The organism is Pseudomonas sp. (assembly GCF_033723075.1).
GTDB lineage: Bacteria > Pseudomonadota > Gammaproteobacteria > Pseudomonadales > Pseudomonadaceae > Aquipseudomonas.
The window spans coordinates 391,537-415,608 of the sequence record NZ_JAWVXU010000001.1 but is presented as its reverse complement, the minus strand read 5'-3'; the positions used below and the strand labels follow the sequence as shown (position 1 = coordinate 415,608).

General features: G+C 64.2%; 30 protein-coding genes. 16 read left to right on the top strand and 14 right to left on the bottom strand.

Going from position 1 to position 24,072, the window contains the following annotated elements; translation table 11 throughout:
- Positions 1-34 precede the first annotated feature (34 nt).
- The 7 genes from R3355_RS02010 to R3355_RS01980 form a co-directional block, all read right to left on the bottom strand.
- On the bottom strand, positions 35-592 hold the full coding sequence (locus R3355_RS02010) for a tetratricopeptide repeat protein (protein ID WP_318959838.1): 558 nt from the start codon (positions 590-592) through the stop codon (positions 35-37).
- 443 nt (positions 593-1,035) lie between these two features.
- A complete protein-coding gene (locus R3355_RS02005; protein ID WP_318959837.1) occupies positions 1,036-1,377 on the bottom strand; it encodes a HopJ type III effector protein in 342 nt (113 codons plus the stop codon).
- Positions 1,374-1,679: a DUF1244 domain-containing protein gene (locus tag R3355_RS02000; RefSeq protein WP_318959836.1), complete on the bottom strand. Its 306-nt coding sequence runs from the start codon at positions 1,677-1,679 to the stop codon at positions 1,374-1,376. The genes R3355_RS02005 and R3355_RS02000 overlap by 4 nt, the downstream gene beginning before the upstream one ends.
- Positions 1,680-1,835: 156 nt before the next feature.
- The gene (gene folX, locus R3355_RS01995) at positions 1,836-2,207 is read right to left on the bottom strand and encodes a dihydroneopterin triphosphate 2'-epimerase (RefSeq protein ID WP_318948232.1); all 372 of its coding nucleotides are present in this window, start codon (positions 2,205-2,207) and stop codon (positions 1,836-1,838) included.
- A gap of 2 nt (positions 2,208-2,209) precedes the next feature.
- A complete protein-coding gene (gene folE / locus R3355_RS01990) occupies positions 2,210-2,770 on the bottom strand; it encodes a GTP cyclohydrolase I FolE (RefSeq protein ID WP_318948230.1) in 561 nt (186 codons plus the stop codon).
- Positions 2,771-2,793: 23 nt separating this feature from the next.
- Positions 2,794-3,504, bottom strand: coding sequence for a dihydromonapterin reductase (gene folM / locus R3355_RS01985; protein WP_318959835.1), 711 nt, complete (start codon positions 3,502-3,504; stop codon positions 2,794-2,796).
- A 617-nt stretch (positions 3,505-4,121) separates the two neighbouring features.
- A complete protein-coding gene (locus R3355_RS01980; protein WP_318959834.1) occupies positions 4,122-4,544 on the bottom strand; it encodes a DUF393 domain-containing protein in 423 nt (140 codons plus the stop codon).
- Between the two features lie 90 nt (positions 4,545-4,634).
- Here R3355_RS01980 and R3355_RS01975 point away from each other — a divergent pair, with 90 nt between their 5' ends.
- Positions 4,635-5,588 (top strand): MerR family transcriptional regulator, encoded by a 954-nt coding sequence (locus R3355_RS01975; RefSeq protein WP_318959833.1) that lies wholly within the window; start codon positions 4,635-4,637, stop codon positions 5,586-5,588.
- Between the two features lie 110 nt (positions 5,589-5,698).
- Here the strand turns inward: R3355_RS01975 and R3355_RS01970 are convergent, their stop codons facing one another.
- A complete protein-coding gene (locus R3355_RS01970) occupies positions 5,699-6,331 on the bottom strand; it encodes a PilZ domain-containing protein (protein WP_318959832.1) in 633 nt (210 codons plus the stop codon).
- 56 nt (positions 6,332-6,387) lie between these two features.
- Entirely contained in the window at positions 6,388-6,846 is a 459-nt protein-coding gene (locus R3355_RS01965; RefSeq protein ID WP_318959831.1) for a PAS domain-containing protein, read from the bottom strand.
- Positions 6,847-6,957: 111 nt separating this feature from the next.
- On the opposite strand from R3355_RS01965, the gene R3355_RS01960 reads away from it, so the two are divergent.
- The 4 genes from R3355_RS01960 to R3355_RS01945 all read left to right on the top strand — a co-directional run bounded on the left by R3355_RS01960 (position 6,958) and on the right by R3355_RS01945 (position 10,315).
- Positions 6,958-7,410, top strand: coding sequence for a flavodoxin (locus tag R3355_RS01960; RefSeq protein ID WP_318959830.1), 453 nt, complete (start codon positions 6,958-6,960; stop codon positions 7,408-7,410).
- A 197-nt stretch (positions 7,411-7,607) separates the two neighbouring features.
- Positions 7,608-8,390 (top strand): class II aldolase/adducin family protein, encoded by a 783-nt coding sequence (locus R3355_RS01955; RefSeq protein WP_318959829.1) that lies wholly within the window; start codon positions 7,608-7,610, stop codon positions 8,388-8,390.
- A complete protein-coding gene (locus tag R3355_RS01950) occupies positions 8,387-9,268 on the top strand; it encodes an alpha/beta fold hydrolase (RefSeq protein WP_318959828.1) in 882 nt (293 codons plus the stop codon). Before R3355_RS01955 ends, R3355_RS01950 begins: the two co-directional genes overlap by 4 nt.
- 135 nt (positions 9,269-9,403) lie before the next feature.
- Positions 9,404-10,315 (top strand): SDR family oxidoreductase, encoded by a 912-nt coding sequence (locus tag R3355_RS01945; protein ID WP_318948214.1) that lies wholly within the window; start codon positions 9,404-9,406, stop codon positions 10,313-10,315.
- Positions 10,316-10,635: 320 nt separating this feature from the next.
- Here R3355_RS01945 and R3355_RS01940 read toward each other — a convergent pair whose 3' ends face one another.
- Positions 10,636-12,174 (bottom strand): sigma-54-dependent transcriptional regulator, encoded by a 1,539-nt coding sequence (locus tag R3355_RS01940; RefSeq protein WP_318948213.1) that lies wholly within the window; start codon positions 12,172-12,174, stop codon positions 10,636-10,638.
- 218 nt (positions 12,175-12,392) lie between these two features.
- Here R3355_RS01940 and mdcA point away from each other — a divergent pair, with 218 nt between their 5' ends.
- The 9 genes from mdcA (at position 12,393) to madM (ending at position 19,740) form a co-directional block, all read left to right on the top strand.
- Positions 12,393-14,066 carry a malonate decarboxylase subunit alpha gene (gene mdcA / locus R3355_RS01935; RefSeq protein WP_318959827.1) on the top strand — a complete coding sequence of 558 codons (1,674 nt, stop codon included), beginning with the start codon at positions 12,393-12,395 and terminating at the stop codon, positions 14,064-14,066.
- Positions 14,066-14,944, top strand: coding sequence for a triphosphoribosyl-dephospho-CoA synthase (locus tag R3355_RS01930; RefSeq protein ID WP_318959826.1), 879 nt, complete (start codon positions 14,066-14,068; stop codon positions 14,942-14,944). The genes mdcA and R3355_RS01930 overlap by 1 nt, the downstream gene beginning before the upstream one ends.
- Positions 14,945-14,946: 2 nt before the next feature.
- Positions 14,947-15,246, top strand: coding sequence for a malonate decarboxylase subunit delta (locus R3355_RS01925; RefSeq protein WP_318959825.1), 300 nt, complete (start codon positions 14,947-14,949; stop codon positions 15,244-15,246).
- Positions 15,239-16,096 (top strand): biotin-independent malonate decarboxylase subunit beta, encoded by an 858-nt coding sequence (locus R3355_RS01920; protein WP_318959824.1) that lies wholly within the window; start codon positions 15,239-15,241, stop codon positions 16,094-16,096. Before R3355_RS01925 ends, R3355_RS01920 begins: the two co-directional genes overlap by 8 nt.
- Positions 16,093-16,899 (top strand): biotin-independent malonate decarboxylase subunit gamma, encoded by an 807-nt coding sequence (mdcE, locus tag R3355_RS01915; protein ID WP_318959823.1) that lies wholly within the window; start codon positions 16,093-16,095, stop codon positions 16,897-16,899. Before R3355_RS01920 ends, mdcE begins: the two co-directional genes overlap by 4 nt.
- Before the next feature lie 25 nt (positions 16,900-16,924).
- Positions 16,925-17,575 carry a malonate decarboxylase holo-ACP synthase gene (locus R3355_RS01910; protein ID WP_413243472.1) on the top strand — a complete coding sequence of 217 codons (651 nt, stop codon included), beginning with the start codon at positions 16,925-16,927 and terminating at the stop codon, positions 17,573-17,575.
- Positions 17,572-18,507, top strand: a complete 936-nt coding sequence (gene mdcH / locus R3355_RS01905) for a malonate decarboxylase subunit epsilon (protein ID WP_318959822.1) — start codon at positions 17,572-17,574, stop codon at positions 18,505-18,507. The genes R3355_RS01910 and mdcH overlap by 4 nt, the downstream gene beginning before the upstream one ends.
- Before the next feature lie 61 nt (positions 18,508-18,568).
- Positions 18,569-18,970, top strand: a complete 402-nt coding sequence (gene madL / locus R3355_RS01900) for a malonate transporter subunit MadL (protein ID WP_318959821.1) — start codon at positions 18,569-18,571, stop codon at positions 18,968-18,970.
- A 5-nt stretch (positions 18,971-18,975) separates the two neighbouring features.
- Complete coding sequence (madM, locus tag R3355_RS01895) at positions 18,976-19,740, top strand: malonate transporter subunit MadM (protein ID WP_318959820.1); 765 nt, start codon at positions 18,976-18,978, stop codon at positions 19,738-19,740.
- 118 nt (positions 19,741-19,858) lie between these two features.
- Here madM and R3355_RS01890 read toward each other — a convergent pair whose 3' ends face one another.
- The 3 genes from R3355_RS01890 to R3355_RS01880 all read right to left on the bottom strand — a co-directional run bounded on the left by R3355_RS01890 (position 19,859) and on the right by R3355_RS01880 (position 21,439).
- Positions 19,859-20,776, bottom strand: coding sequence for a LysR substrate-binding domain-containing protein (locus tag R3355_RS01890; RefSeq protein ID WP_318947013.1), 918 nt, complete (start codon positions 20,774-20,776; stop codon positions 19,859-19,861).
- Between the two features lie 111 nt (positions 20,777-20,887).
- Positions 20,888-21,199, bottom strand: a complete 312-nt coding sequence (locus R3355_RS01885) for an I78 family peptidase inhibitor (RefSeq protein ID WP_318959819.1) — start codon at positions 21,197-21,199, stop codon at positions 20,888-20,890.
- A gap of 63 nt (positions 21,200-21,262) precedes the next feature.
- On the bottom strand, positions 21,263-21,439 hold the full coding sequence (locus R3355_RS01880) for a hypothetical protein (protein ID WP_318959818.1): 177 nt from the start codon (positions 21,437-21,439) through the stop codon (positions 21,263-21,265).
- 149 nt (positions 21,440-21,588) lie between these two features.
- Here R3355_RS01880 and R3355_RS01875 point away from each other — a divergent pair, with 149 nt between their 5' ends.
- Complete coding sequence (locus tag R3355_RS01875; RefSeq protein ID WP_318959817.1) at positions 21,589-22,248, top strand: hypothetical protein; 660 nt, start codon at positions 21,589-21,591, stop codon at positions 22,246-22,248.
- Positions 22,249-22,528: 280 nt separating this feature from the next.
- Here R3355_RS01875 and R3355_RS01870 read toward each other — a convergent pair whose 3' ends face one another.
- The gene (locus R3355_RS01870; RefSeq protein WP_318947009.1) at positions 22,529-22,933 is read right to left on the bottom strand and encodes a RidA family protein; all 405 of its coding nucleotides are present in this window, start codon (positions 22,931-22,933) and stop codon (positions 22,529-22,531) included.
- A gap of 156 nt (positions 22,934-23,089) precedes the next feature.
- Here R3355_RS01870 and R3355_RS01865 point away from each other — a divergent pair, with 156 nt between their 5' ends.
- Positions 23,090-24,016, top strand: a complete 927-nt coding sequence (locus R3355_RS01865; RefSeq protein WP_318959816.1) for a LysR family transcriptional regulator — start codon at positions 23,090-23,092, stop codon at positions 24,014-24,016.
- Positions 24,017-24,072 lie beyond the last annotated feature (56 nt).

The window sequence follows — 24,072 nt, the reverse complement described above, 5'->3', positions numbered from 1 at the left end:
GTGCCTGCAGCTGCTTGGCGGCGCAGCGACAGGTTCAGGGCAGTGTGCTCAGCGCCGTGCAGCTGGCGGCATAGTTCTGTTTGCAGGCGCTCTGGAACAACCGGCGGGCCTGGCTGGCATCGCGCGGCACGCCTTGTTCTCCCCTGAGGTAGAGGTTGCCGAGAATGTGCTGGGCCATCGGGTTGCCACCGGCAGCCGACTGGTTGAGGTACTTGAGCATGCGCTGCGGGTTGGCGAAATCCGGATTGTCGCGACCGGTATACAGATAGGCCAGGCTGACCGCCGCCATGGCGTGGCCCTTGTCGGCGGCCTGTTGCCACCAGTATTCGGCCTGCTTGAGGTCTTTCGCCGGTTTGCCGACGAAGTAGAAACTGCCCAGCTGGAACTGGCTGTCGAGGTCGCCGCGATTGGCTTGGCTGCGCAACTTCGCCAGGGTGGCCTCTGTTTCATCAACCGGTGATTCGCCGGCCACGGCTGATCCCGTCTGCGGTGCACTGCCCGTGCTTGGTTGCTGGCTGGCGCAACCGCCCAGCAGCAAGAGTGTGCAGAGGAGTGCCGGGAGTGTCGGGCGTAGCCATTGCTGAGCGTTCATGGTCTGTCACTTCTGCTTGAGTGGATGCGGGGCTGCCCCCGTCTGTTTATGACCTGACTGCCGCCTGCGGCCTATGGCTGTTGCGGTGTCTGCCAGCGCTACGCTCTGGGGAAAGCCCGGTTGCTGCAGACTAGAAGACCGCTTTTATGCCTGCAAGTTGCTCGGCAGCGAACCAGCTGGCCGCTGATATACAACTGTGCGGATTGCGCATGCGCATGGGTGGTTGCCGCAGGACAGGCCTGCAGTCTGCTTGCGCCACCAGGCGTGGCCCACTCGGGGTAAGTGTCGCAAGCCGGTCAGCAACGGGCATGGTCTTCTGAGGGGGCTTGGCTTTTGATCAGAGGCGAGCCCCGGCGCGGTGCCGTTGGTTCTGTGCGATCCGGCGTAATTGCGCCCGCATCGCCGGGGGCATCTACTAAAGATGCCAGGGTTGCGGCAGCTTCTCAGGCTTGGCGCTTGAGTGGCGGTTGGTCGAAGCGCACGCCGGCGAGGCCCGTGGCCATCAGTGCGCGAATGTTGCCGTGGTCGTTGCCGTCCGGGTTGGCCAGTACGCTGCGGTAGTGTTCGCCGAAGCAGCGCAGGGTTTCTTCCAGGCTCAGGCCTTCGAGCAGGGCCAGGCCGAGGGTCTTGCAGGAGCCTTCATTCTGCCCGGCAGGATTGTCTACCGCGCCATTGCTGAAGGCGCTCGGCTGATAGTCATAGTGCTCGGCGATAAAGGCCAGGGTCTCGGCAAAGGCGAACTCGTCGCTATGCAGGTGGGCGCGGAAGTCGCTCAGGGCGCTCATGCCTTGTTGCCTTTGTCGCCGGTCTTGTTGAATGCGGCCTGCTGCTCGGCGCTGGCCTCTTTCTGGTATTGGCTTTTCCACTCGCTGTACGGCATGCCGTAGATTTCTTCGCGCGCCTGCTCCGGGGTGAGGGCAATGCCGATGTCATCGGCCGCGGCCTTGTACCATTTAGACAGGCAGTTACGGCAGAAACCGGTGAGGTTCATCATGTCGATGTTCTGCACATCGGGGCGGCTGCGCAGGTGTTGCAACAGGCTGCGGAAGGCGGCTGCTTCGAGTTCCAGGCGTTCTTGATCGGTCATGGTGATGTTCTCGGAGGCGGGCAGGGTTTCTGTCGGAGGCGGTGGATCGCTCCGACGGACGTGCTGGCTAAGATGGCGAGGATGATAAAAGCCCCGCCGGCTTGCGGCAATGCTTGGGCGGCTCGTTGGTCGAGCCTTTGCCGGATTAGCGGCGGTTCAGCGGTGCCCGGCCAGGGTGATCGAGACCGACTCGGCAAAGCGCAGGGCGTGGGGTTTGTCGACTTCCACTTCGGCGTAGCGCACGGCCGTCTGCTGCATCACCAGGTCGAGGATTTCCTGGGTCAGGCGTTCGAGCAGGGCGAAGCGATTGCCTTCGACGTGCTGGATGATCGCCTTGGTGATGGTGCGGTAGTTCAACGCGTGATCGATATCGTTGTCGCGCACTGCCTCGTTGGCCGGGTAGAGGATGGTCAGGTTGATCAGCACATCCTGCTTGTTGTTGATTTCCTCTTCCTTGATTCCGATGTAGGTGCGCAGGCGTAGATCCTTGACCCGAATTCGCGCCATTCCAGGCTCCAGTCGTGGCATAACTAGTTGCTCCGTCCAATCAGTTGCAGGAACTCGTGGCGGGTATTGTATGACTCGCGGAAGGCGCCGAGCATCACCGAAGTGGTCATGACCGAGTTCTGCTTCTCGACGCCACGCATCATCATGCACATGTGCTTGGCTTCGATCACCACGGCGACACCGGCGGCGTTGGTCACCTGCTGCACGGCTTCGGCGATCTGCCGGGTCAGGTTTTCCTGGATTTGCAGGCGGCGGGCATACATGTCGACGATCCGTGCGACTTTCGACAGCCCCAGCACCTTGCCGGTGGGAATGTAGGCCACATGCGCCTTGCCGATAAAGGGCAGCAGATGGTGCTCGCACAGGGAATAGAGTTCGACGTCCTTGACGATGACCATTTCGTCATTGTCGGAGGCGAACAGCGCGCCGTTGACCACTTCTTCCAGGCTTTTCTGGTAGCCGTGACACAGGTATTGCATGGCTTTGGCTGCGCGTTTCGGGGTGTCCAGCAGACCTTCGCGTTCGGGATCTTCGCCTATGCCGAGGAGGATGTCGCGGTAGTGATCGGGCAGTTGTTGGTTCATTGGTGCAGTCCTCGAGGCGCGCCTCATTTGAGATGGCGGCCGCCGTTTACGGTAAGGGTGGTGCCGGTGACGTACGGGTTATCCAGCAGGTAGCGCAAACTTTGGTAGATCACCCGGGGCCCGGGCTCGATGCCCAATGCCGATTTTCCCAGGGTTTTCGCCCGGTAGGCCGCGTCATCTTCGGGGTTGAACATGATCAGTGCCGGGGCGATGCCGTTGACCTTGATCCGGGGTGCGAATTTGGCGGCAAACGAGAGCGTGAGACTGTCCAGGCCGGCTTTGCTGGCGCAGTAGGCCGGGCGCTTGGCGCTGCCTTTGCGCGCGACATCGTCGCTGATATGGATGATGTCGGCGGCGGTTGAACGCCGCAGCAGATCTGCGCAATGCAGGTTGATCAGGTAGGGCGCCAGCATGTGCACGTTGAACAATTGCTGGAATACCGCGGCCTCTGCGCCGGGCGTTTCGACCAGCCACTCGGATGCATTGTGGACGATGGCGCGCAGACTGTCGGTATGGGTTTTCAACGCGTCGATAAAGGCGTGGATTCCCGTTTCACTGGAAAAATCGGCCTGGATGGTCAGCGCCCCGCGCGCGCGCAGGCGTTTGATGCCCTCGCGCTCGCTGCGGTAGGTGGCGATCAGTCGATGGCCGTCGTCGAGCAGGCGCTCGGCACAGTACAGGCCGATGCGTTGACTGGCGCCAGTGATCAGAATGGGTGATGCGCTAGCGCTCATGATGGACTCGGCAGATGAAAGAGTGGGTTCAGCGACGTTGCGTCGGGATACCTGACCAGTAAGGCGCTTCGCCGGCTGAACCAGTGGCAAAGTTATACCAGCTACAGGCTTTGTACAACCATGCGCCCTGCATGGTTACTGCCGGCTTGATCGGTTTCTACCTGTTCTGTTGGGCTGCGCCGCTGATGTACGCAATAGAATGGTTCGGAAAACTTGGTTTTATACTGTACAGGAGTTATTTATGTGTACAGTTTTTGCGCGGCGGCTATGAGTCTGTGGCAATTGCGTCTCGAGCTGCTGTGGCGGCGGGTCGAGGTGCTGCAGTGGCTATGCCGTGCCGGGGATTGCGGCGGATGGCCGCGTACAGGCCTTGTGGCGAGTTACCAGCGCCCTGGGCTCCGACCAATTACCTCGAGCAATCAGCGACCCGTAGGCCGTGCACCAGGTTTCATTGGCGCGGCACAAGGCTGGCGGGTTGTCGCTGCGCTGCGAACGGAACACCGCCCGGTTCCGCCCTACGGATCACGTGCGCTGCACGGTACTCATGCTTGGTCGCGAACGCCTGGAGGTGGTCTCGCTATGGCGCTCGCTATTTCCCCAGCCTTCTGAGATCCGCTTCAAGGCTGCCGGTCGCTGCTGCACTGCCCGCGCTGGCAGCGTTTGCCCGCCTCTGGATGGGGTAGCCAGGCCAGGTGCGGGCGCAAGCGGCAGAACAGGCGGTAGCCCAGTTCGAACACGGGACGCAGCGGTCGCCAGGTCAGGGGCGCCGCCCAGCGGCCAAGTCCCGCCGCGCGCCAGCTCCAGAGCGTGGCATCGAGGCCGGTCAGCCATTGGCCATCGGCGAAGCGCGCGTGCAGCCTGTTTGCCAGGGTGGCGGTATCGATGCCGACGCCGGTTGCCGGGAAGTCTGCGCTGCCGATATCGACCAGCTGCAGGCGCTGGGCGTTGGCATGCCGGCGGAGAAAGCGGATCTCCCGGGCGCACAGCGGGCAGTCGCCATCGTAATAAAGGGTCAGTGGCCAGTGGGGAGAGCGGGACATTGTCAGGTCATCTGTATAAGTCTTGTACAATGTAGGCCGGTGTCAGCTGAGTTACAATGCCGGCAACATTTCTGCGGTGATGCCTCTCCCATGTCCGATCTCGTTGGTGCCTTGTCCCTCGATTCGAGTGCCCTCAAGCAGGAAGAACTGTTCCCCATTCGCGAGGTATCGCGGCTGACCGGAGTCAATCCGGTGACTTTGCGGGCTTGGGAGCGACGTTACGGCTTGATCCGGCCGACGCGTACCGATAGCGGGCATCGTCTCTACTCGCAGGCGGACATCGAGTCGGTGCGCAGCATTCTGGCGTGGATCGAGCGTGGCGTGTCGGTCAGCAAGGTCGGCAAGATTCTGGCGAAAAACATTTCGACCCGGTCGGCCAGTACCCCGGTCTATGAAGAGGTCACCTGCGGCGAGTGGGCGGAATGGCAAGCGCAACTGCGCCGCGCGATCAGCGGGTTTGATGATGTCAGGCTCGATCGATTGTACGGCCAGGTCTTTTCCAGCTACCCGCTGCCGGTGGTGTTCCAGGACATTCTGATGCCGCTGTGGCAGGAATTGCTGTTGCGCCAGGACGAGTTTGGCCAGACCAGCGAATGGTTGTTCTTCGATACCTTTCTGCGCGCGCGCACTCTGCAACGCTTGCAGCTCTTCCGTACCCAGGTCGAGGAAAGGGTCTTGCTGGCGGCCTTGCCGGGCCACGGCCGTGAGTTGGAACTGCTGGTCACCGGCCTGCTGTTGAGCAGTTCGGAGGTGTCGGTCAGTGTGCTGGGGGTGGGGCAGCCGCTGGAAGAGCTGGCCCTGGTCTGTGAGCGCATGCAGCCGCAGGCGTTGGTGCTGTTCACCAATCTGCCGCCCAGTGACGACCTGCCACGCGTGCTGGCGCGCCTGGCGCTGGCGCTGGATTGTCCTCTGGTGCTGGCGGGGGATGGCGCCGAACTCGCCGAGGACAGCCTGAGCGGTTCGCCGATAGCCTGTCTGGGCAACGAGGGTCGCCTGATGCAGCGCCGTCTGCAGCAGTTCCTGGCCGGGCATCTGGATACCTGATTGGCCGCTGCACTCTTCACGCTTGTGGCTTGACGCGTGCCCGGTGGGTGCGTCGCTGGCGCACGGCGCACCTGCTTGCTCGCGACGTTGACTCGCAGCGGAACGGCCCGCTAGCCCTGGCTGGCCTGGGGGTGAAGGGCGCGGTGCTGCTGGAAAATGAACTGCTGCAGGCGCGCGCTGCCGCGTTTGTCGAGCGGGTCGAGTTGATAGGCCAGGAGCCCGCCAGAGGTTTTACGTACCAGGCTGCCTTCAATGGCAATCGGCTTCTGGCCGGCGAGCGGCAGAATCAGTTCGAAGTGCTCGGGTGCGCCACGTTTGCTGCGCAGCTCGACCAGCAACCCGTTGAGCGACAGTTCGTGTACCCGCAGGTTGCTGGGTTTGCCATTGCGCTGGCGCAGCTCAACGGGTGGATCCAGCGGCAGGCGCCAGGCGCGGCTGGCCGGGCCTTCATCGAAAATCTGCGGAGTGCCAAGCTCGAGGTGCTGAACCTGTTGCGCGTCTTCGACCAGGTGCGCCGTAAACGTCAGACGCTGATTGGCGACGTGTGCCTCGATGGTCAGTTGCTCGTTGGCGGCACAGTAGGCGAGCAACGCCTTGAGCTGAGCTCCGGCCTCGACCAGCAGGTCAGGCACAGGCACAGGCACAGGTACAGCTGTGGGCTTGCGTTTGCTTGCCGCAGATTTTTTATTCAGATGCTGGATAAAGTCCAGTTCAGCCTGGGTGAGTAATGGCTGTTCTTGCATGATCGAACTCTGCGCGAAAGGCTTGACCCTTTAAGACAGCGTAGTTCGTTATTGGTTTATGCCGATGGTCGGGTTTTCAACTGGGCCAGTTGTGCTCTCAGGGTCGCCAGTTCAGCTTCCAGTTGCTTGACCCGTTCCTGGGCTTGCACTTGCTCGGTGACGTTCTTCTGGATGCCGATGTAGTAGGTCAACTGATCGGCTTCGTTGAACACCGGGGTGATCGACAGTTCGTTCCAGAATGCGCTGCCGTCCTTGCGGTAGTTGCGGATGATCTGCCGGCATGGCTGGTTGGCCTTTATCGCTGCGCGAATGGCGGTCAGGCCAGACTGGTCGCGGTCGTCGGCCTGCAGGAAGCGGCAATCCTGGTAGAGAATGTCCTCGCGGGCATAGCCGGTGAGTTTTTCAAAGGCGGGGTTGGCATAGATGAGGATGTTGTCATCGCCTTCTTGTTCGGCAACCACTATGCCGTCGTTCGAAGCGTCGATCACCAGTTGCAGCAGTTTGGCGTTGATCATGAGGCGATTCCTGGGCTCTGTCGCTGCATTCTAAAACATCCGGGCACGCTGTCTACTTGCGGCATAATGCCCACCGTTTCAGACTGTGTTCTGCATGTTTCGGAGTTAGTTATGAAAGTCGCCATCCTTTCCGGTTCGGTCTATGGCACCGCCGAAGAAGTCGCCCGGCATGTCGAGCGGCTGATGAAAGAGGCCGGGTTCGACGCCTGGCACAACCCCCGCGCCAGCCTGGCCGATGTCCAGGCGTTTGCCCCCGAAGCCTTTCTGGCGGTGACCTCGACCACCGGTATGGGCGAGCTGCCGGATAACCTGCAGCCTTTGTACTTCGCCATCCGCGATCATCTGCCTGCATGGAGTGGTCTGCCCGGCGGGGTGATTGCCCTGGGTGACTCCAGCTACGGCGACACCTTCTGTGGTGGCGGCGAGTTGGTTCGCGAGCTGTATGCCGAACTGGGCATTCGCGAGGTGCAGCCGATGCTGCGTCTGGACAGCAGCGAAAGCGTCACCCCGGAAAGCGACGCCGAGCCCTGGCTGAGCGAGTTCATGGCCGCGCTGAAGGTCTGAGAGGGTTGATCGGCGCGACGCGGAGCGACGCAAAGGCTGGCGGGCTGTCGCAGTGCTCCGGACGGACCGCAGTCCCGATCACGCTGCAAGTAGACAAGGCCTGCTCGGTCACTAAGCTGGCTGCCAGGGCGACTCCTCTTTTGCCCACCCCTCGCTAGACTCCTAGGCACATAACAACAAGTGCCGAGGTGTCCCCCATGACCGCTGCCCATGCCCTGCCCAGTCTCAATCTCAAGGATCAGGTGTCCGCCGCCGAATGGCAGGCGCGGGTCGACCTGGCCGCCTGCTACCGACTGATCGCCCTGTATGGCTGGGATGACCTGATCTTCACCCACATCTCGGCCAAGGTGCCGGGCAGCGAAGAGTTCCTGATCAACCCCTACGGCCTGATGTTCCACGAGATCAGCGCCTCCAGCCTGGTGAAGATCGACCTCGCCGGCAACAAGCTGATGGACAGCCCCTTCGACATCAACCCGGCCGGCTACACCATTCACAGCGCGGTGCACGAGGTGCGCCACGATGTCGCCTGCGTACTGCACATCCACACCGCCGCCGGGATCGCCGTGTCGGCGCAGAAACAGGGTCTGCTGCCGCTGTCGCAGCAGTCGCTGTTCGTGCTCGCCAGCCTGGCCTATCACGGTTATGAAGGCGTCGCGCTGAACCACGACGAGAAGGCGCGTCTACAGCAGGATCTGGACGACAAGAACTTCATGATCCTGCCCAATCATGGCCTGCTGACCGCCGCCGGCAGCATCGCCGACGCCTTCCTGATGATGTTTATCCTGCAGCGCGCCTGCGAGATCCAGGTGATGGCGCAGGGCGGCGGGGCCGAGCTGATCCATATCCCGCAGCAGATTCTCGACGGTGCCAGGGCCATGGTCGCCGGGGTGATGAAAAGCCCGCAGGGCATGGGCGGCGCGTTGCCCTGGCCGGCGTTGCTGCGCAAACTCGACCAGCAGATGCCGGGTTACGCCGAGTGAGTGCGTTACCCGGGATTGCCCTAGGGGACTGGCGCGGCCAGGGCCGGGACTTCGATTTTCGCGGCCATGCCCTGCGCTACTGGACGGCGGGCGCGGCAAGCGCCGAGCCCCTGCTGCTGATCCACGGTTTTCCCACCGCCAGTTGGGATTGGCACTATCTGTGGGCGCCGCTGAGCCAGGATTACCGCCTGATCGCCTGCGACATGCTCGGCTTCGGCGATTCGGCCAAGCCGCGCGGGCATGACTATAGCCTGCTGGAGCAGGCCGATCTGCAGCAGGCGCTGCTCGCACACCTGGGCATTCAGGCGCCGGTGCATGTGCTGGCGCATGACTATGGCGACAGCGTCGCCCAGGAATTGCTCGCAAGGCACCATGAGAGTCGCCTGCAGCTGGCCAGCTGCGTGTTCCTCAATGGCGGCCTGTTCCCGGAGACCCATCACCCGGTGCTGGTGCAAAAGCTGCTGCTCAGCCCCATTGGGCCGCTGATCGGTAGGCTGTTCAACCGGCGGAAACTGGCGGCCAACTTTACCAAGGTATTCGGGCCGCAGACCCAGCCCAGCGAACAGGAACTGGACGATTTCTGGTGCCTGATCACACACAACGATGGGCCCGGGGTGATGCACCGGCTGATCCGCTATATCCCCGAGCGCCGGGTACAGCGCGAGCGCTGGTTGGCGGCGATGCAGCAGGGCGGGGTGCCACTGCGGCTGATCGATGGCGCCGTGGATCCGATCTCCGGTTCGCACATGCTGGCGCGCTACCGCGAGCTGATCCCGGCGCCCGACACCGTGTTGCTCGACGGCATCGGCCATTACCCGCAAACCGAGGCGCCGGAGCAAGTGCTGGAGCATTACCTGGCGTTTCGCCAAACACTATAAGCAAGGCGCATGATGGGGTGGCGCCATCATCCTGCTACCTTATCGAACACTATTCAGATGCCCGCGTCTTTATTGTGAGTGGTGCATGCCTGCTGGACACTGGAGCCATTGCCAACCTGCCAAGGAACCTAGCCCATGAGCGAAGCCATCCGTTTTCAAGACCAAGTCGTGATCGTCACCGGTGCCGGTGGAGGCCTGGGTCGCGCCCATGCCCTGCTGTTCGCCAAACATGGCGCCAAGGTGGTGGTCAACGATCTCGGCGGTAGCACCCATGGCGAAGGCGCCAATGCCTCGGCCGCCGCCAGGGTGGTCGAGGAAATCCGCGCCGCCGGCGGCACCGCGGTGGCCAACCATGACTCGGTGACCGACGGCGAGAAGATCGTCCAGCACGCCCTGGACGCCTTCGGCCGTATCGATGTGGTGGTCAACAACGCCGGTATCCTGCGCGACAAGACCTTCCACAAGATGGAAGACGCCGATTGGGACCTAGTCTACAAGGTCCATGTCGAAGGCGCCTACAAGGTCACCCGCGCCGCCTGGCCGCACATGCGCGAGCAGAACTACGGACGGGTGATCTTCACCGCCTCCACGTCCGGCATCTACGGCAACTTCGGCCAGTCCAACTACGGCATGGCCAAGCTCGGCCTCTACGGTCTGACCCGCACCCTGGCCATCGAGGGACGCAAGAACAACATCCTGGTCAACGCTATCGCTCCTACCGGCGGCACGCGCATGACCGAAGGCCTGATTCCGCCGCAGGTGTTCGAGCAGCTCAAGCCCGAGCTGGTCAGCCCGCTGGTGGTCTACCTGGCCAGCCAGGCCTGCGCAGAAACCTCCGGCCTGTTCGAGGTCGGCGGCGGCTGGATCGGCAAGACCCGCTGGGAGCGCAGCCTGGGCGCCGGTTTCGACCCGCGTGCCGGCTTCAGCCCGGAAGACGTGGCCGAGCACTGGCAGCAGATCTGCGACTTCGACGACGCGGTGCACCCGGCCGATAACCTCGAAGCGCTGAAGGAAATGATGGCCAACCTGCAGCAATACACGGTCTGATCGCGCCAGCCCGGCGGGGGAATCGGCCAGCGGGCTGATTCCCCTGACGCAGAGCTTCAAGGTGAAGGCCGGCTAAATGCCGGCCTTTTGCTTTTTAGCGATCAACCTTTTTGCGGGTGATCGTTATGTCGCGTAGGAGCGGGCCATGCCCGCGAAACGCATCGCGGGCATGGAACTAGGCGTCCCCCCCGCTCCTACAAGTACCCACAAGCCGAGAGACGCAATTGCCCCCAGTTTGCTGCGCGACAGCGCGGCGTCTGGACGACGGGGGATCTCTTAGCGGCACAGCAAAAGCTCTGCTTCAGCCGCGAAGGGCTTGCTCAACCCTTGCCGGAAATCCCGTACTTGCGCAGGCGCATGGCGATGGCGCTGTGCGAGGTGTGCAGGCGCGCGGCCAGTTGCCGGCTGGAGGGGTGGCTGAGGTAGAGCTTTTCCAGCAGGGCCTTCTCGAAACCGGCCACGGCGGCTTCCAGGCTGACGATCTCGCCTTCGAGCAGCTGGGGCGCTACGGCGGTGCTGGCAATGTCCAGGTCATCGGCCTGCACCAGGTTGCTTTCGCAGATGGCGGCGGCGCGGAAGATCACGTTCTGCAGCTGACGCACGTTGCCCGGCCAGCGGTTGCCGAGCAGCGCCGGGTAGGTGTCTGGCGCCAGGCGGCACTGTGGACGCTGGATCTGCGCGCAGGCTTGCTGCATGAAATGCCGGGCCAGCAGCAGGATGTCCTGGCCGCGCTCGCGCAACGGCGGCACTTCCAGGTTGAGCACGTTGAGGCGGTAGAACAGGTCTTCGCGGAAGGCGCCTTCGCCGACCATTTTCTCCAGATCGCGGTGGGTCGCGCTGAGGATGCGCACGTCGACCTTGACCTCGCGCTCGCCGCCGACCCGGCGGAAGGTGCCGTCACTGAGGAAACGCAGCAGCTTGGCCTGCAGATAAGGCGACATCTCGCCGATTTCGTCGAGAAACACCGTGCCCTGGTTGGCCAGTTCCAGCAGCCCCGGCTTGCCGCCGCGCTGGGCCCCGGTAAAGGCGCCCGGGGCGTAGCCGAACAGCTCGCTTTCGGCGAGGTTCTCCGGCAATGCCGCACAGTTCAGCGCGAGAAAGGGGGCGTTGTTACGTGCGCTGATGGCATGACAGCCGCGCGCGACCAGCTCCTTGCCGGTGCCGGTTTCGCCCTGGATCAACAGCGGCGCATCGAGGCTGGCGACGCGCAGGGCGCGGGTCTTCAGGGTGCGGATCGGCAGCGATTCGCCGAGCAGGGAATCGAAGCCATCGGCATGGTCGTGGTGCAGTGCCGCCAGGCGTTCGCCGATGCGGCTCGGCGCGTACAGGGTGAGCAGGCCACCGGCGAGCTGGCGCTGGCCGGCGTCGGCGGTTTCGCTGATCGGCATGGCATCGAGTAACAGCGCCTGGCCGTTGAGGGTGACTTCACGCAGTGGCAGGCGGAATTGCTGCTCCAGCAGCGCGCTGTGCAAGGCCGGGTCGGCGAACAGTTCACCGAGCGACAGCCCTTCCACTTCGCGTTCACACAGGGCGATCAAGGCCGGATTGGCCAGCAGTACGCGGCCCTCGCCATCCACCGCCAGCACCGGGTCGGTCATTGCCGCGAGCAGGGCATCGAGCTGCAGGCGCCGGCGCTGGCCGGGCAGGATGTCGACGATGGTCACCGCCTGCACGCCATGCACCTTGAACAGCGCCTCGCGCAGCTCGTCGAGCACCGCGGCACTCAGGGTTGGTGCGTCGATATAGACGTTGGGCGGCACCATCTCCACCGCGTCCAGGTTGAGATTGCGCCCGCCGAGCAGGGCCAGGACTTCCTGGGTAATACCAACGCGGTCGATAAAGCTGACGTGGATGCGCATACGGGCGAGAAACCGGCTCGATTACAGGTGCAGCAGTATGCCCGGTCTGGACCGCTTAGTTAACCGAACGACGGTTTTCACGGCCGCGCATGGGCTGCAGGCGTGGTACTAGGGCCATCGTTAACCTGAGCGTAATAGAACGGCCGTTCGCTTGATTGATGGCGCGCCGGCCGCGCTCCTAAGGTGCTTCCACGACAGCGGAACTCGTGGAGTCTTCAATGACAACAATATCCCCACCGCCGCAATGGTCGCGTCGTCGCGCTGAAAAAGCCCGACGTCTCGATCAGGTGCGCAGCCTCGCCGATGGCGTGGTCCTGCCCAGCGACAAGATAGTCGCGGCGCTCGAAGCCTTGATCGCCCCCGGCGATCGGGTGGTGCTCGAAGGCAACAACCAGAAGCAGGCGGACTTTCTCTCCCGCTCGTTGGCCAAGGTCGATCCCGGCCGTTTGCACGACCTGCACATGATCATGCCCAGCGTCAGCCGCGCCGAGCACCTGGATCTGTTCGAACGCGGCATCGCGCGCAAGCTCGATTTCTCCTTCGCCGGCCCGCAGAGCCTGCGCATCAGCCAGTTGCTGGAGGACGGCCTGCTCGAAGTCGGCGCCATCCACACCTACATCGAGCTGTATTCGCGGCTGCTGGTCGACCTGATCCCCAATGTCGCCCTGGTCGCCGGTTTCAAGGCCGACCGCGCCGGCAATATCTACACCGGGCCGAGCACCGAGGACACCCCGGCGCTGGTCGAGCCGACCGCCTTCAGCGACGGCATCGTCATCGTCCAGGTCAACGAGCTGGTGGACGACGTCAGCGAACTGCCTCGGGTGGACATCCCCGCTTCCTGGGTGGATTTCGTGGTGGTGGCGGACAAGCCGTTCTACATCGAGCCGCTGTTCACCCGCGATCCGCGCCACATCAAGCCGGTGCATGTGTTGATGGCGATGATGGCGATCCGCGGCATCTACGAGAAACACAAGGTGCAGTCGCTCAACCACGGCATCGGCTTCAACACCGCGGCCATCGAGCTGATCCTGCCGACCTACGGCGAGTCCCTCGGTCTCAAGGGCAAGATCTGCCGCAACTGGACGCTCAACCCGCACCCGACCCTGATCCCGGCGATCGAAACCGGCTGGGTCGAAAGCGTGCACTGCTTCGGCACCGAACTGGGCATGGAAAACTACATCGCCATGCGCCCGGACGTGTTCTTCACCGGCCGTGACGGCTCGATGCGCTCCAACCGCATGATGTGCCAACTGGCCGGGCAGTACGCGGTCGACCTGTTTATCGGCGCCACCCTGCAAGTGGATGGCGACGGTCATTCCTCTACCGTCACCCGCGGGCGCCTGGCCGGTTTCGGCGGCGCACCGAACATGGGGCACGACCCGCGCGGTCGTCGGCATGCCACGCCGGCCTGGCTGGACATGCGCCAGGACCAGAGCGGTAGCCCCGAAGCCATGCTCGAACGCGGCAAGAAGCTGGTGGTGCAGATGGTCGAGACCTTCCAGGAGGGCGGCAAACCGACCTTCGTCGATCAGCTTGATGCCATCGACGTGGCGAAGAAAAGCGGCATGCCGCTGGCGCCGATCATGATCTACGGCGACGACGTCACCCATCTGCTCACCGAAGAGGGCATCGCCTATCTGTACAAGGCGCGTTCGCTGGAGGAGCGCCAGGCGATGATCGCCGCCGTCGCCGGAGTGACCGCCATCGGCCTGCGCCATGACCCGAAAGACAGCGTGCGGATGCGCCGCGCAGGGCTGATCGCGCTGCCGGAAGACCTCGGCATCCGCCGCGCCGATGCCAGCCGCGAGTTGCTCGCGGCCAAGAGCATCGCCGAGCTGGTCGACTGGTCCGGTGGCCTGTACAACCCACCCGCCAAATTCAGGAGCTGGTGATGAGCGCAGTCAATGCACGACAGCCGCAGCTGTCCCTGAGCGAGAGCCTGGCCGACCTGGCGGTGGAAGCGCTGATCGACGAGGCCGACCTGTCGCCCAAGCCGGGCCTGGTCGACCGCCGTGGCAGTGGCGCGCATACCGACCTGCACCTGGGCCTGATGCACGCCTCGGCCCTGGCGCTGTGGCCGATGTTCAATCAAATGGCCCAAGCCGCCCTCGAACTGGGCGACATCGGCCAGCCGCTGCGCGAAGCGCTGGGGCGCATAGGCCGTGAGGGTGAAGTGGAGATGCTGCGCGTCACCTGCGGGGTGAATACCCACCGCGGGGCGATCTGGTCCCTCGGCTTGCTGACGGCTGCTGCCGCGCTGGATAAGCAGGCACTCAAGCCCGCCAGCGTGGCGCTGCGGGCGGCGCGTATCGCGCTGCTCAGCGACCGTGGCGCGCCGGCCAATGGCGACAGCCACGGTGCCCAGGTCTGCCGCTTGTACGGCGTGCGCGGCGCGCGCGAAGAGGCGCAACTGGGCTTTCCGGCGGTGATCCAGCAGGCCCTGCCGCAATTGCAGCGCAGCCGCGCCGCCGCCGCCGGTGAGCAGAACGCCCGGCTGGATGCCTTGCTGGCGATCATGGCCAGCCTGACGGACACCTGCGTGCTCTATCGCGCCGGCCTGGCCGGCCTGAGCAGCATGCAGGGCGGCGCCCGAGCGGTGCTCATGGCCGGCGGTTGCGCCAGCCTGGATGGACGCCGGCGCCTGCGAGAACTCGATTACGACATGTTGAGGCTGCGTGCCTCACCCGGCGGTGCAGCCGATTTGCTCGCCGCGTCTTTATTCCTCGACCGCCTGCAGCCTGCGCTGCAGGCGCAGATTGGGAGTGTCTAAGCATGGAAACCCTGTCTTTTGAATTTCCCGCCGGACAACCGGCCCAGGGCCGCGCACAGGTCGGTTGTGTCGGTTCCGGCGACCTGGAAGTGCTGTTCGAGCCCGGTACGCCCGGCAGCCTGACGATCCAGGTGGTGACCTCGGTCAACGGCAGCGCGCCGCGCTGGCAGCAGCTGTTCGAGCGCATGTTCCGTGAGCAGAGCCTGCCGGCGCTGAGCATCTCGATCCACGATTTCGGCGCGACCCCCGGTGTGGTGCGCCTGCGCCTGGAGCAAGGCCTGGAGGAGTTAGCCCATGCATGACGCCAATATCCAACGCCTGCTGCAGCAGCGCAGCTTCACCGAACTCGGTGCCCGTCAGCGCGCCCGCGCCTTGCTCGATGCCGGCAGCTTTCGCGAACTGCTCGATCCCTTTGCCAAGGTGATTTCGCCCTGGCTGCCCAAACAGGGCATCGTGCCCCAGGCCGATGACGGCGTGGTGGTCGGCAAGGGCCTGCTCGCCGCTCAGCCGACGGTGATCATCGCCATCGAAGGAGCGTTCCAGGGCGGCAGCCTCGGCGAAGTGGGCGGGGCGAAAATCGCCGGCGCGCTGGAGCTGGCCGCCGAGGACAACCGCAACGGCACCCCGACCCGCGCCGTGCTGCTGCTGGAAACCGGCGGCGTGCGCCTGCAGGAGGCCAACCTCGGCCTGGCCGCCATCGCCGAGATCCAGGCGGCCATCGTCGAGTTGCGCCAGTACCAGCCGGTGATCGCCCTGATCGCCGGCCCGGTCGGCTGCTTCGGCGGCATGTCCATCGCCGCCGGGCTGTGCAGCTACCTGCTGGTGACCCGCGAGGCGCGCCTGGGCCTGAACGGCCCGCAGGTGATCGAGCAGGAAGCCGGCATCGACGAATACGACTCGCGCGACCGGCCTTTCATCTGGAGCCTGACCGGCGGCGAGCAGCGCCATGCCAGCGGCCTGGTGGATGCTTACGTGGCCGACGATGTCGAGCCGATTCGCCAGCAACTGATCGCCCTGTTCCGTCAGGGCAAGCCGGCGCTGCAGCGCAGCCGCCGGCATGCCTGGTTCCTCGAACGCCTGCAGGGCGTCGACACCGCCATCCAGGCCGATGCCGCTGCCGTGCGCCGCACCTATCAAGGAGAACAGTCATGAGCACTGTCCGCGAACAACGTGGCCGCAACTGGTTTCACGCCCTGGCTGGCGCGGCGACCCCCATCGGCGGACTGCCGGCGTCACTGCTGGTGGCTGACACCGAACTGGCCGGCCAGTCGTTGCGTTACCTCTCGGTGGTGGTCGACGCCGCCAATCCCTTCCCCCGTGCCCGCAACGGCGAGGTCGGCCTGCTCGAAGGCTGGGGCCTGGCCAAGGCGGTGGATGAGGCGATCGAGGCCGATGCCGGAAGTCCGCACAAACGCGCCTTGGTCGCCATCGTCGACGTGCCGAGCCAGGCCTATGGCCGCCGCGAGGAAGCCTATGGCATCCACCAGGCCCTGGCCGGCGCGGTGGACAGCTACGCCCGCGCCCGCCTGGCCGGGCATGCGGTGATCGGCCTGCTGGTGGGCAAGGCCATGTCCGGAGCCTTTCTCGCCCATGGCTATCAGGCGCAGCGGCTGATTGCCCTGCGCGACCCCGGCGTGATGGTGCATGCCATGGGCAAGGCCGCCGCCGCGCGCATCACCTTGCGCAGCGTCGAGGAACTGGAAGCCCTGGCTGCCAGCGTGCCGCCCATGGCCTATGACCTGGACAGCTACGCCTCGCTGGGCCTGCTCTGGGAAACCCTGGACGTGGTCGAGGTCGCTAACCCGAGCGCTGCGGATATCGCCCGGGTGGAGGATTGCCTTGGCCAGGCCCTGGCGGATATCGCCAGCGGCGCCAAGGACTTGCGCGGCCGTCTGGGCGCCGCCAATCGCGCGGCGTCCTCGCAGGTGCGCGAGTTGCTGCGCGCCCAGTGGTAAGCGCAGACAGCGCCCGGAGCTAGCCATGACGATCAATCGAGTGAATTTGCCACGCCCCCACGACCTGCTCTGGGGCCTGCGCCCGCAGCACCTGGCGCAGGACGCGCCGGCCTGGGCGCGCACCGCACTGGCTGCTTATGCGCCGGTAGTGGTGCGTCGCGCCACGGCCGAGCCGGGCTGGGTTGCGGTGGGTATCCGCGGTCAGGCCCGTGAACAGCGCTTCGCCACCTGGATGCGCCTGGCCGATATCCGCCGCCGGGTCAGTCCCGAGGCCATCGTCCGCGCCGGCCGTTGGCGCAGCCATGCCCAGCCGCTGTGGCCAGCCTTGCGTGCCCTGGCGCAGGTAGCGCCACGTCTGGCTGGGTGCGGCCTGGCCTGGGGCGTGACCGGCAGCCTGGGGTTCGAACTGGCCAGCGGTTTGCCCGCGGTGCATCCGGCCAGCGACCTGGATCTGTTGTTGCGCACGCCGCAGCCGGTGTCGCGGGCCTGGGCCCAGGCGCTGTGCGTGCAGCTCGATGGCGCGTCGGGGCGGGTCGATATGCAGCTGGAAACGCCCTGCGGGGCCCTGGCCCTGCGCGAATGGGCCAAGGGTTCAGCGCGGGTGTTGCTCAAGACCAGTGGCGGGCCGCTGCTGGTCGGCACCCCCTGGGCGGCTGTCGAGCGGTCGGTGGCATGAGCACGCTCTGGGCATTCCCCGGCCAGGGCGCGCAGCAGCCCGGCATGCTGCATGGCCTGCCGGATGCTCCGGTGGTGCGCGCCTGCCTGGCTGAAGCCGGCGCGGTGCTGGGCGAAGAGGTGCTGGCGCTGGATTCGGCCGAAGCCCTGCGCAATACCCGCGCCGTACAACTCTGTCTGCTGATCGCCGGGGTGGCCTGCGCCCGTCTGCTGGTCCGGCGTGGCCATCGTCCGGACTATGTCGCCGGTCTGTCCATCGGCGCCTATGCGGCAGCGGTGATCGCCGAGGCCCTGGATTTTGCCGACGCGTTGCGCCTGGTCGCATTGCGCGGTGAGTTGATGCAAAGCGCCTATCCTGGCGGTTATGGCATGACTGCGATTCTCGGCCTGGATCTAACCAGCATCGAGCGCCTGCTCGAGCAGGTGAACAGTGCAGAGATGCCGGTCTACCTGGCCAATATCAACGCCGACAATCAATTGGTGATCGCCGGTAGCAGCGCCGCCATGGCGGCCGTGGCCGAGCGGGCGAGGGCGCTGGGGGCTGGCGCGGTCAAGCCGTTGGCGGTCAGCGTACCTTCGCATTGCGCGCTGCTCGCTGAACCGGCTGCCGAGTTGGCGGCGGCTTTTGCCGCGGTCAGCCTGCAACGTCCACGGGCGCGTTATCTCAGCAGCAGTTCGGCGCGTCTGATTAGCGATCCAGACATGCTGCGCGACGACCTCGCCCACAACATGTGCCGTGTCGTCGATTGGCACGCCACCCTGCAAACCGCCGTTGAACGCGGCGTGCGCCTGCACCTCGAACTGCCGCCGGGCACTGTCTTGAGCGGCCTGGCGCGGCGGCTGTTCGAGCCGGGCATGGCCATCGCCTTTCAAGGTTCGCGCCTGGATACACTGGACGCCATGCTGCGCCAGGAGGTGAGTCGGAGCCGATAAGCCGTGCCGATTTGCGAAGGACAAAAACAACAACTTCGACCCGAACATGAGGATAAAAACAATGATCATCTACGGTGTAGCCTTTCTGGCGTTCTGTACCCTGGCAGGCATCTTTATCGGTGAACTGCTGGGCAAACTCATCGGCGTACCCGCCAACGTCGGCGGTGTCGGCATCGCCATGATGCTGTTGATTTTTCTGGGCAGTTACCTGCACAAGCGCGGGGTGCTCGACGCTGCGTCCGAGAAGGGCGTGGCGTTCTGGAGTGCCATCTACATCCCCATCGTGGTCGCCATGGCCGCCCAGCAAAACGTCTACGGCGCCCTCAGTGGCGGCCCTATGGCGATTATCGCGGGCACCGTTGCGGTGGTCGTGGCGTTTGCCCTGGTGCCAGTGCTGAGTCGTATCGGGCAAAAAAAGCCTGAAGCGCTCGACACTACTCCCCTGACCAAACTGCCACGGTGATCGCCATGTACGAATCCTTGATGAAAGTAATCACCAGCTACAGCCTGATCAGCGGCTTCGCCATCGTCGGCCTCACCATGTGGGTGTCCTACTGGATCTCCGCTACCTTCACCAAAGGCCGTCTGCATGGTTCGGCGATTGCCATCCTGCTTGGCCTGCTGCTGTCCTATATCGGCGGTGCCTACACCGGCGGGACCAAGGGCCTGGTGGATATCCCGCTGTTTGCCGGGATAGGGCTGCTCGGGGGCTCCATGCTGCGCGACTTCGCGATTGTCGCCACCGGCTTTGGCGTCAGCGTCGAAGAGTTGAAACGCGCGGGCTTAGCTGGGGTACTGGCACTGTTCGTCGGCGTGGGTACCTCCTTTATTGCCGGGGTCGGCGTGGCCATGGCCTTCGGCTACACCGATGCGGTCAGCCTGACCACCATCGGCACCGGCGCGGTGACCTATATCGTCGGCCCGGTGACCGGTGCGGCAATTGGCGCCAGTTCGGAAGTGATGGCGCTGTCGATCGCCGCCGGCCTGGTCAAGGCCATCCTGGTGATGATCGCGACGCCCTTCGTGGCGCCCTATATCGGCTTGAACAACCCGCGCAGTGCGGTGATCTTCGGCGGCCTGATCGGCACTTCCAGCGGCGTCGCTGGCGGCCTGGCGGCGACCGATCCGAAGCTGGTGCCCTACGGCTGCCTGACCGCGGCGTTCTACACCGCCCTGGGTTGCCTGCTCGGGCCGTCGCTGCTGTTCTTCATCATGCGCGGGCTGATGGGCTGATCAATCGAGGCTGTAGACGGAATCTCGCGTAGGAGCGGGCCATGCCCGCGAATGGCCTGAAACGGATGCGGGCATGGGACTGGACGTCCCCCCGTTCCTACGCTTCTACACCGCCCCTTCAGGCCTCGTGCCTGAGGCTGTACATCCGGCATTCGGCCAACAGCGCGAGCAGGTTCGGGTCGCGCTCCTTGGCTTTCAAGAACACCACACCGATATGCTGCTGCAGGTGGTACTTGGCCTGCAGTGGAATCAGCTTCACTCGGTTCTCATACACCGCGGCGATGCGTCCCGGCAGCAGGGCGTAACCGACGCCCGAGCTGACCATGCTGAGCAGGGTGAAGATGTCGTTCACCTGCATCGCCACCTTCGGCTCGAAACCCGCCTGCTGGAACACCCGCGCACCGTCCTGATGGGTGGCGAAGCCCTGGGTGAGGGTGATGAAGGTGGCTTCGCGCAGGTCGGCCAGATCCACCTCGGCCTGCTGGGCGAAGGGCGACTCGACCGGCACGGCGAGGAAGATATCGTCGGAGAACAGCGGCAATTGTTCGCAGTCGGGATCGCTGACGCTGTCGTTGAGCGCCACCAGGATGGCGTCCAGTTCCATGTTCTTCAGCTTGTGCAGCAGGTCGACATTGGAGCCGAGGATCAGGTCGATGTTCAGCTCGCTGCGGCGGATCTTCAGACCCATGATCAACTGCGGCACGGTCTTCACCGTCAGCGAGTAGAGCGCGCCGAGCTTGAAGCGCTCGGCGCTGAAACCCGCCGCTTCACGGGTCAGGCGCACGCTGTCGAGCACTTGCTGGATCAGCTTCAGCGCCCGTTCTTCCAGCACATAAGCACTTTTCAACGGGATCAGGTTGCGCCCTTCGTGCTTGAACAGCGGGCAGCGCAAGGCGCTCTCCAGCGAATGAATGGCACGGTGCACGCTGACCGTACTGGTCTCCAGTTCGACCGCCGCCCGCGCCAGGTTGCCGCTGCGCATGAAGGCCAGAAAGATTTCCAGCTTCTTCAGGGTGAGTTCTTCGTCGATCAACATAACGCTTGGCCTGGACAGTACGAGAAGCGATTGTGCCGCATGTGCGCTGTACAAGCGCTCAGCCATTGGTGGCAAGCCAGCAGCGGGTGCCGCCTGGCGGCTATGAGCAGCTCAGCCGCAGCTGATCCGCTGGATCAGTTCCGCCTCGTCGATATCGATGTTCAGGCGCTGCGGGTTGTAGTCCATAGTCGCGGCATCGCCGGGCGCAAGCACGCGCACGCTTTTCGCCCCGGTCTGCTCACGCGCCATCTCGATCCGTTCGACCGTGGCCAGCTTGCCCAGCAGGCCTGGCACCGCCTCGGCCCTGCAGGTGGCGTTGGGGTCGTCGGGGCGCTGCGCCGGCACTTCGGGTGTATCGACCGAGCTGCAGGCAGCCAATAGGGCGAGCAGGGCGAGACTGCCGGGGATATGTCTGAACAGCATGTTGTGGTCCTCCCATGGGGGGCGGGTTGAGTGTGTCGATGCGGCTGCGGCTGCGGCCGGCGCTTATCCATGTTTACGATAGGTCAGCAGGATGATACCGCCGACCGCGATGGCCCTGCCGAACAGCTGCAGGTGGCTCAGGATCAGCCAGCCAAGCAGCAGGGCGCAGAGGAACACCGCCAGCTTGCTGGCGATCCATCCACCGACAACGCTCGCCAGCAACAAGCTGCTGCCAGCCAAGACCCGCGCCTTTATCGACCGACGCCTTCGAGTAGCGCAACTGGCGGCGCGTTTCACCGCAGGAGGGGCTGATTCGCCACAGCCTGCTAGGCTCATTGGGTCAGCCATATTCCGGTCTGGGGGGACCGTTTCCCACAGGAGGACTGCACATGCACACGCTGACTCTCTCCCTCGCCTTGCCGACGGCGCTGCTGGCCCTGGCCTGCAGTTTCGCCAGCCAGGCCGGGCAAACCGACATGACCTTCTTCATCACCAGCCAGGGCTCGGGCCAGGGCGCCAACTTCGGCGGCCTGGCCGGTGCCGACGCGCACTGCCAGAAGCTGGCCAGCGCCGTCGGGGCCGGTCAGCGTACCTGGCGCGCCTACCTCAGCACCAGTGCCAGCGACGGGGCTGCGGCGGCCAACGCCCGTGAGCGGATCGGCAGCGGCCCCTGGCAAAACGCCAAGGGGGTGATCATCGCCACGGATGTCGCGCAGCTGCATGGCGACAACCAGCTGACCAAGGACACCGCCCTCGACGAGCATGGCGCGCCTATCAAGGGGCGTGGCGACACGCCGAACATGCACGACATCCTCACCGGCTCCCAGGCCGATGGCACGGCGTTCGCCGCGGGCGAGGACCACACGTGCAGCAACTGGACCAGCAGTGGCGAAGGCTCTGCCCAGGTCGGCCACCACGACCGCATGGGGCTGCGCGACGATGCGCCGTCGCGCTCGTGGAACGCCTCGCATCCGTCGCGCGGTTGCAGCGATGAAGCCCTGAAAAGCACTGGCGGGGCGGGGCTGCTGTACTGCTTCGCGGTGGACTGAGTCGGTTTCGCCGCCCGCCCGTGGCGGGTCGGCTCCTGGCCGAGAGTCGTCTATCACGACGGGTGGCTCTCGGCCAGAAGCGGTTTCTCGGGCGAGATCCCAGAGAGGTAACGCTCGTTTCCTCGGCACTCGGTCGATTTTGCTTTCGGCATCTGCATCGGTTCTCAAGGCAGACGGCACCTGGCCGGGTCTGCCTCTGAGACATTCACCAAGCGCATTCGCCGGCGCACCGTGGGGCGTTGTCACCAAGCGCGGCAAGCGGTTTCTGCCGCGGGTCGAATCAGCTGCTGATGGTTTCCGGCAGCTTGGCGATCACCTTGATCTCGAACTGGAAACCATAGAGCCAGGTTACGCCAACGCCGGTTAACGTCGGGTGCGGCGCGTTACCCCAGAACTCCGGGACAACCTTCCAGATCGTTTCGAACTTCGATTCGGGATCGACGATAAAGATGGTTACGTCAATCACATCGTCAAAGGTACAACCGGCTGCTCCCAGGATCGCGTTCAGATTGTTGAACGCGGTTCGGACCTGTACCTCCAGATCGGCTTCGGGTGAGCCGTCCGCATTGCTACCGACTTGCCCCGAGACGAACAAAAAGCCGTTGGAACGGATTGCCGGCGAATAGCGATTGCGTTCATAAAGCGCCTGGCGTCCGGGCGGGAAAACAACGTCGCGCTTGGTCATATCTACCTCCAGCAGGGGTCAATGCCGACCCGAAAAATTAACCATGAAGGGACTTTAAGGCGTTGTGCTCAGCCGATAAACGAGCAACTCTGGCTATCACTGTTTGTAGAATCCAAACAATCCAGTCGATAGCGGATAGAAATAGTGGGATAGAAAATGGACCGTTTCGATGCGATGCAGGCATTTGCCCGGGTGGTGGAAGCGGGCAGCTTCACCAGGGCGGCCGAAACCCTGCATATGAGCAAAACCAGCGTGACGCAGCTGGTGCAGCAACTGGAGGCACGGTTGCGCGTCAAATTACTCAACCGTACGACGCGCAAGGTCAATCTGACCGCTGACGGCGCGGTCTACTACGAACGTGTAGTCAGGCTTTTGGACGACCTGGACGACGCCGAAACCAGCCTGTCCAGCGCCTCAACGGTGCCCAGAGGGCGGTTGCGGGTGGACGTACCCAGTCCGCTGGCCAGATTGATTCTGCTGCCTGCATTGCCGGCGTTTCACGCTCGATACCCCGATATCCAGATCGATATGGGCGTGAGCGACCGCATCGTCGATCTGATTGGCGAGAAGGTCGATTGTGTTGTGCGCGGCGGCGAGCTGACGGATCAGTCGCTGATGGCGCGACGTGTCGGGGACCTTCAGTTGGGCGTGTATGCGGCGCCGAGCTACCTGGTGCGTCTCGGTACGCCTGCGCACCCGCGAGAGCTGGAAGATTCGCATCATCGTATCGTCGGCTTCCTCTGGGCGCGCAGCGGAAAAGCCCTGCCGTATGCCATGCACCGAGCCGGTGAGAGTATCCATATCCAGGGTCGCTATGTGCTGGCGGTCGACGATGGCAATGCCTACCTAGCGGCCGGCCTGGCCGGTATGGGAGTTCTTTGGCTGCCAGACTACATGTCCGCGCCCCACGTGGCGCAAGGCGAACTAGTGCCCCTGTTCGAGGAATGGCGTCTCGATCCGATGCCGATGTACGTGGCGTTTCCGCCGAACCGGCATATCAGCATCAAGCTGCGCGTATTCATCGATTGGGTCGCTGAACTGATGGCGCAGCATGCGCCCATCACCAACCGACATGGGGGGTGACCACTGCGCTAGAAGTGGGGTGGGGCGCATGGGAGTTGTGGTCACTTGGATCAAAT

Bases quoted from the DNA above. Each gene is read 5' to 3' on its own strand.
- R3355_RS01960 (WP_318959830.1), top strand. From the start codon at position 6,958: ATGAAAGTCGCCATCCTTTCCGGTTCGGTCTATGGCACCGCCGAAGAA.
- R3355_RS01890 (WP_318947013.1), bottom strand. From the start codon at position 20,776: ATGTTGATCGACGAAGAACTCACCCTGAAGAAGCTGGAAATCTTTCTG.
- R3355_RS01885 (WP_318959819.1), bottom strand. From the start codon at position 21,199: ATGCTGTTCAGACATATCCCCGGCAGTCTCGCCCTGCTCGCCCTATTG.
- R3355_RS01920 (WP_318959824.1), top strand. From the start codon at position 15,239: ATGCATGACGCCAATATCCAACGCCTGCTGCAGCAGCGCAGCTTCACC.
- R3355_RS01945 (WP_318948214.1), top strand. From the start codon at position 9,404: ATGAGCGAAGCCATCCGTTTTCAAGACCAAGTCGTGATCGTCACCGGT.
- R3355_RS02000 (WP_318959836.1), bottom strand. From the start codon at position 1,679: ATGACCGATCAAGAACGCCTGGAACTCGAAGCAGCCGCCTTCCGCAGC.
- mdcA (WP_318959827.1), top strand. From the start codon at position 12,393: ATGACAACAATATCCCCACCGCCGCAATGGTCGCGTCGTCGCGCTGAA.
- folX (WP_318948232.1), bottom strand. From the start codon at position 2,207: ATGCCACGACTGGAGCCTGGAATGGCGCGAATTCGGGTCAAGGATCTA.
- folM (WP_318959835.1), bottom strand. From the start codon at position 3,504: ATGAGCGCTAGCGCATCACCCATTCTGATCACTGGCGCCAGTCAACGC.
- R3355_RS01955 (WP_318959829.1), top strand. From the start codon at position 7,608: ATGACCGCTGCCCATGCCCTGCCCAGTCTCAATCTCAAGGATCAGGTG.
- R3355_RS01865 (WP_318959816.1), top strand. From the start codon at position 23,090: ATGGACCGTTTCGATGCGATGCAGGCATTTGCCCGGGTGGTGGAAGCG.
- R3355_RS02005 (WP_318959837.1), bottom strand. From the start codon at position 1,377: ATGAGCGCCCTGAGCGACTTCCGCGCCCACCTGCATAGCGACGAGTTC.
- madM (WP_318959820.1), top strand. From the start codon at position 18,976: ATGTACGAATCCTTGATGAAAGTAATCACCAGCTACAGCCTGATCAGC.
- R3355_RS01965 (WP_318959831.1), bottom strand. From the start codon at position 6,846: ATGATCAACGCCAAACTGCTGCAACTGGTGATCGACGCTTCGAACGAC.
- R3355_RS01930 (WP_318959826.1), top strand. From the start codon at position 14,066: ATGAGCGCAGTCAATGCACGACAGCCGCAGCTGTCCCTGAGCGAGAGC.
- R3355_RS02010 (WP_318959838.1), bottom strand. From the start codon at position 592: ATGAACGCTCAGCAATGGCTACGCCCGACACTCCCGGCACTCCTCTGC.
- mdcH (WP_318959822.1), top strand. From the start codon at position 17,572: ATGAGCACGCTCTGGGCATTCCCCGGCCAGGGCGCGCAGCAGCCCGGC.
- R3355_RS01970 (WP_318959832.1), bottom strand. From the start codon at position 6,331: ATGCAAGAACAGCCATTACTCACCCAGGCTGAACTGGACTTTATCCAG.
- R3355_RS01925 (WP_318959825.1), top strand. From the start codon at position 14,947: ATGGAAACCCTGTCTTTTGAATTTCCCGCCGGACAACCGGCCCAGGGC.
- R3355_RS01910 (WP_413243472.1), top strand. From the start codon at position 16,925: ATGACGATCAATCGAGTGAATTTGCCACGCCCCCACGACCTGCTCTGG.
- R3355_RS01975 (WP_318959833.1), top strand. From the start codon at position 4,635: ATGTCCGATCTCGTTGGTGCCTTGTCCCTCGATTCGAGTGCCCTCAAG.
- mdcE (WP_318959823.1), top strand. From the start codon at position 16,093: ATGAGCACTGTCCGCGAACAACGTGGCCGCAACTGGTTTCACGCCCTG.
- R3355_RS01940 (WP_318948213.1), bottom strand. From the start codon at position 12,174: ATGCGCATCCACGTCAGCTTTATCGACCGCGTTGGTATTACCCAGGAA.
- madL (WP_318959821.1), top strand. From the start codon at position 18,569: ATGATCATCTACGGTGTAGCCTTTCTGGCGTTCTGTACCCTGGCAGGC.
- R3355_RS01980 (WP_318959834.1), bottom strand. From the start codon at position 4,544: ATGTCCCGCTCTCCCCACTGGCCACTGACCCTTTATTACGATGGCGAC.
- R3355_RS01870 (WP_318947009.1), bottom strand. From the start codon at position 22,933: ATGACCAAGCGCGACGTTGTTTTCCCGCCCGGACGCCAGGCGCTTTAT.
- R3355_RS01875 (WP_318959817.1), top strand. From the start codon at position 21,589: ATGCACACGCTGACTCTCTCCCTCGCCTTGCCGACGGCGCTGCTGGCC.
- folE (WP_318948230.1), bottom strand. From the start codon at position 2,770: ATGAACCAACAACTGCCCGATCACTACCGCGACATCCTCCTCGGCATA.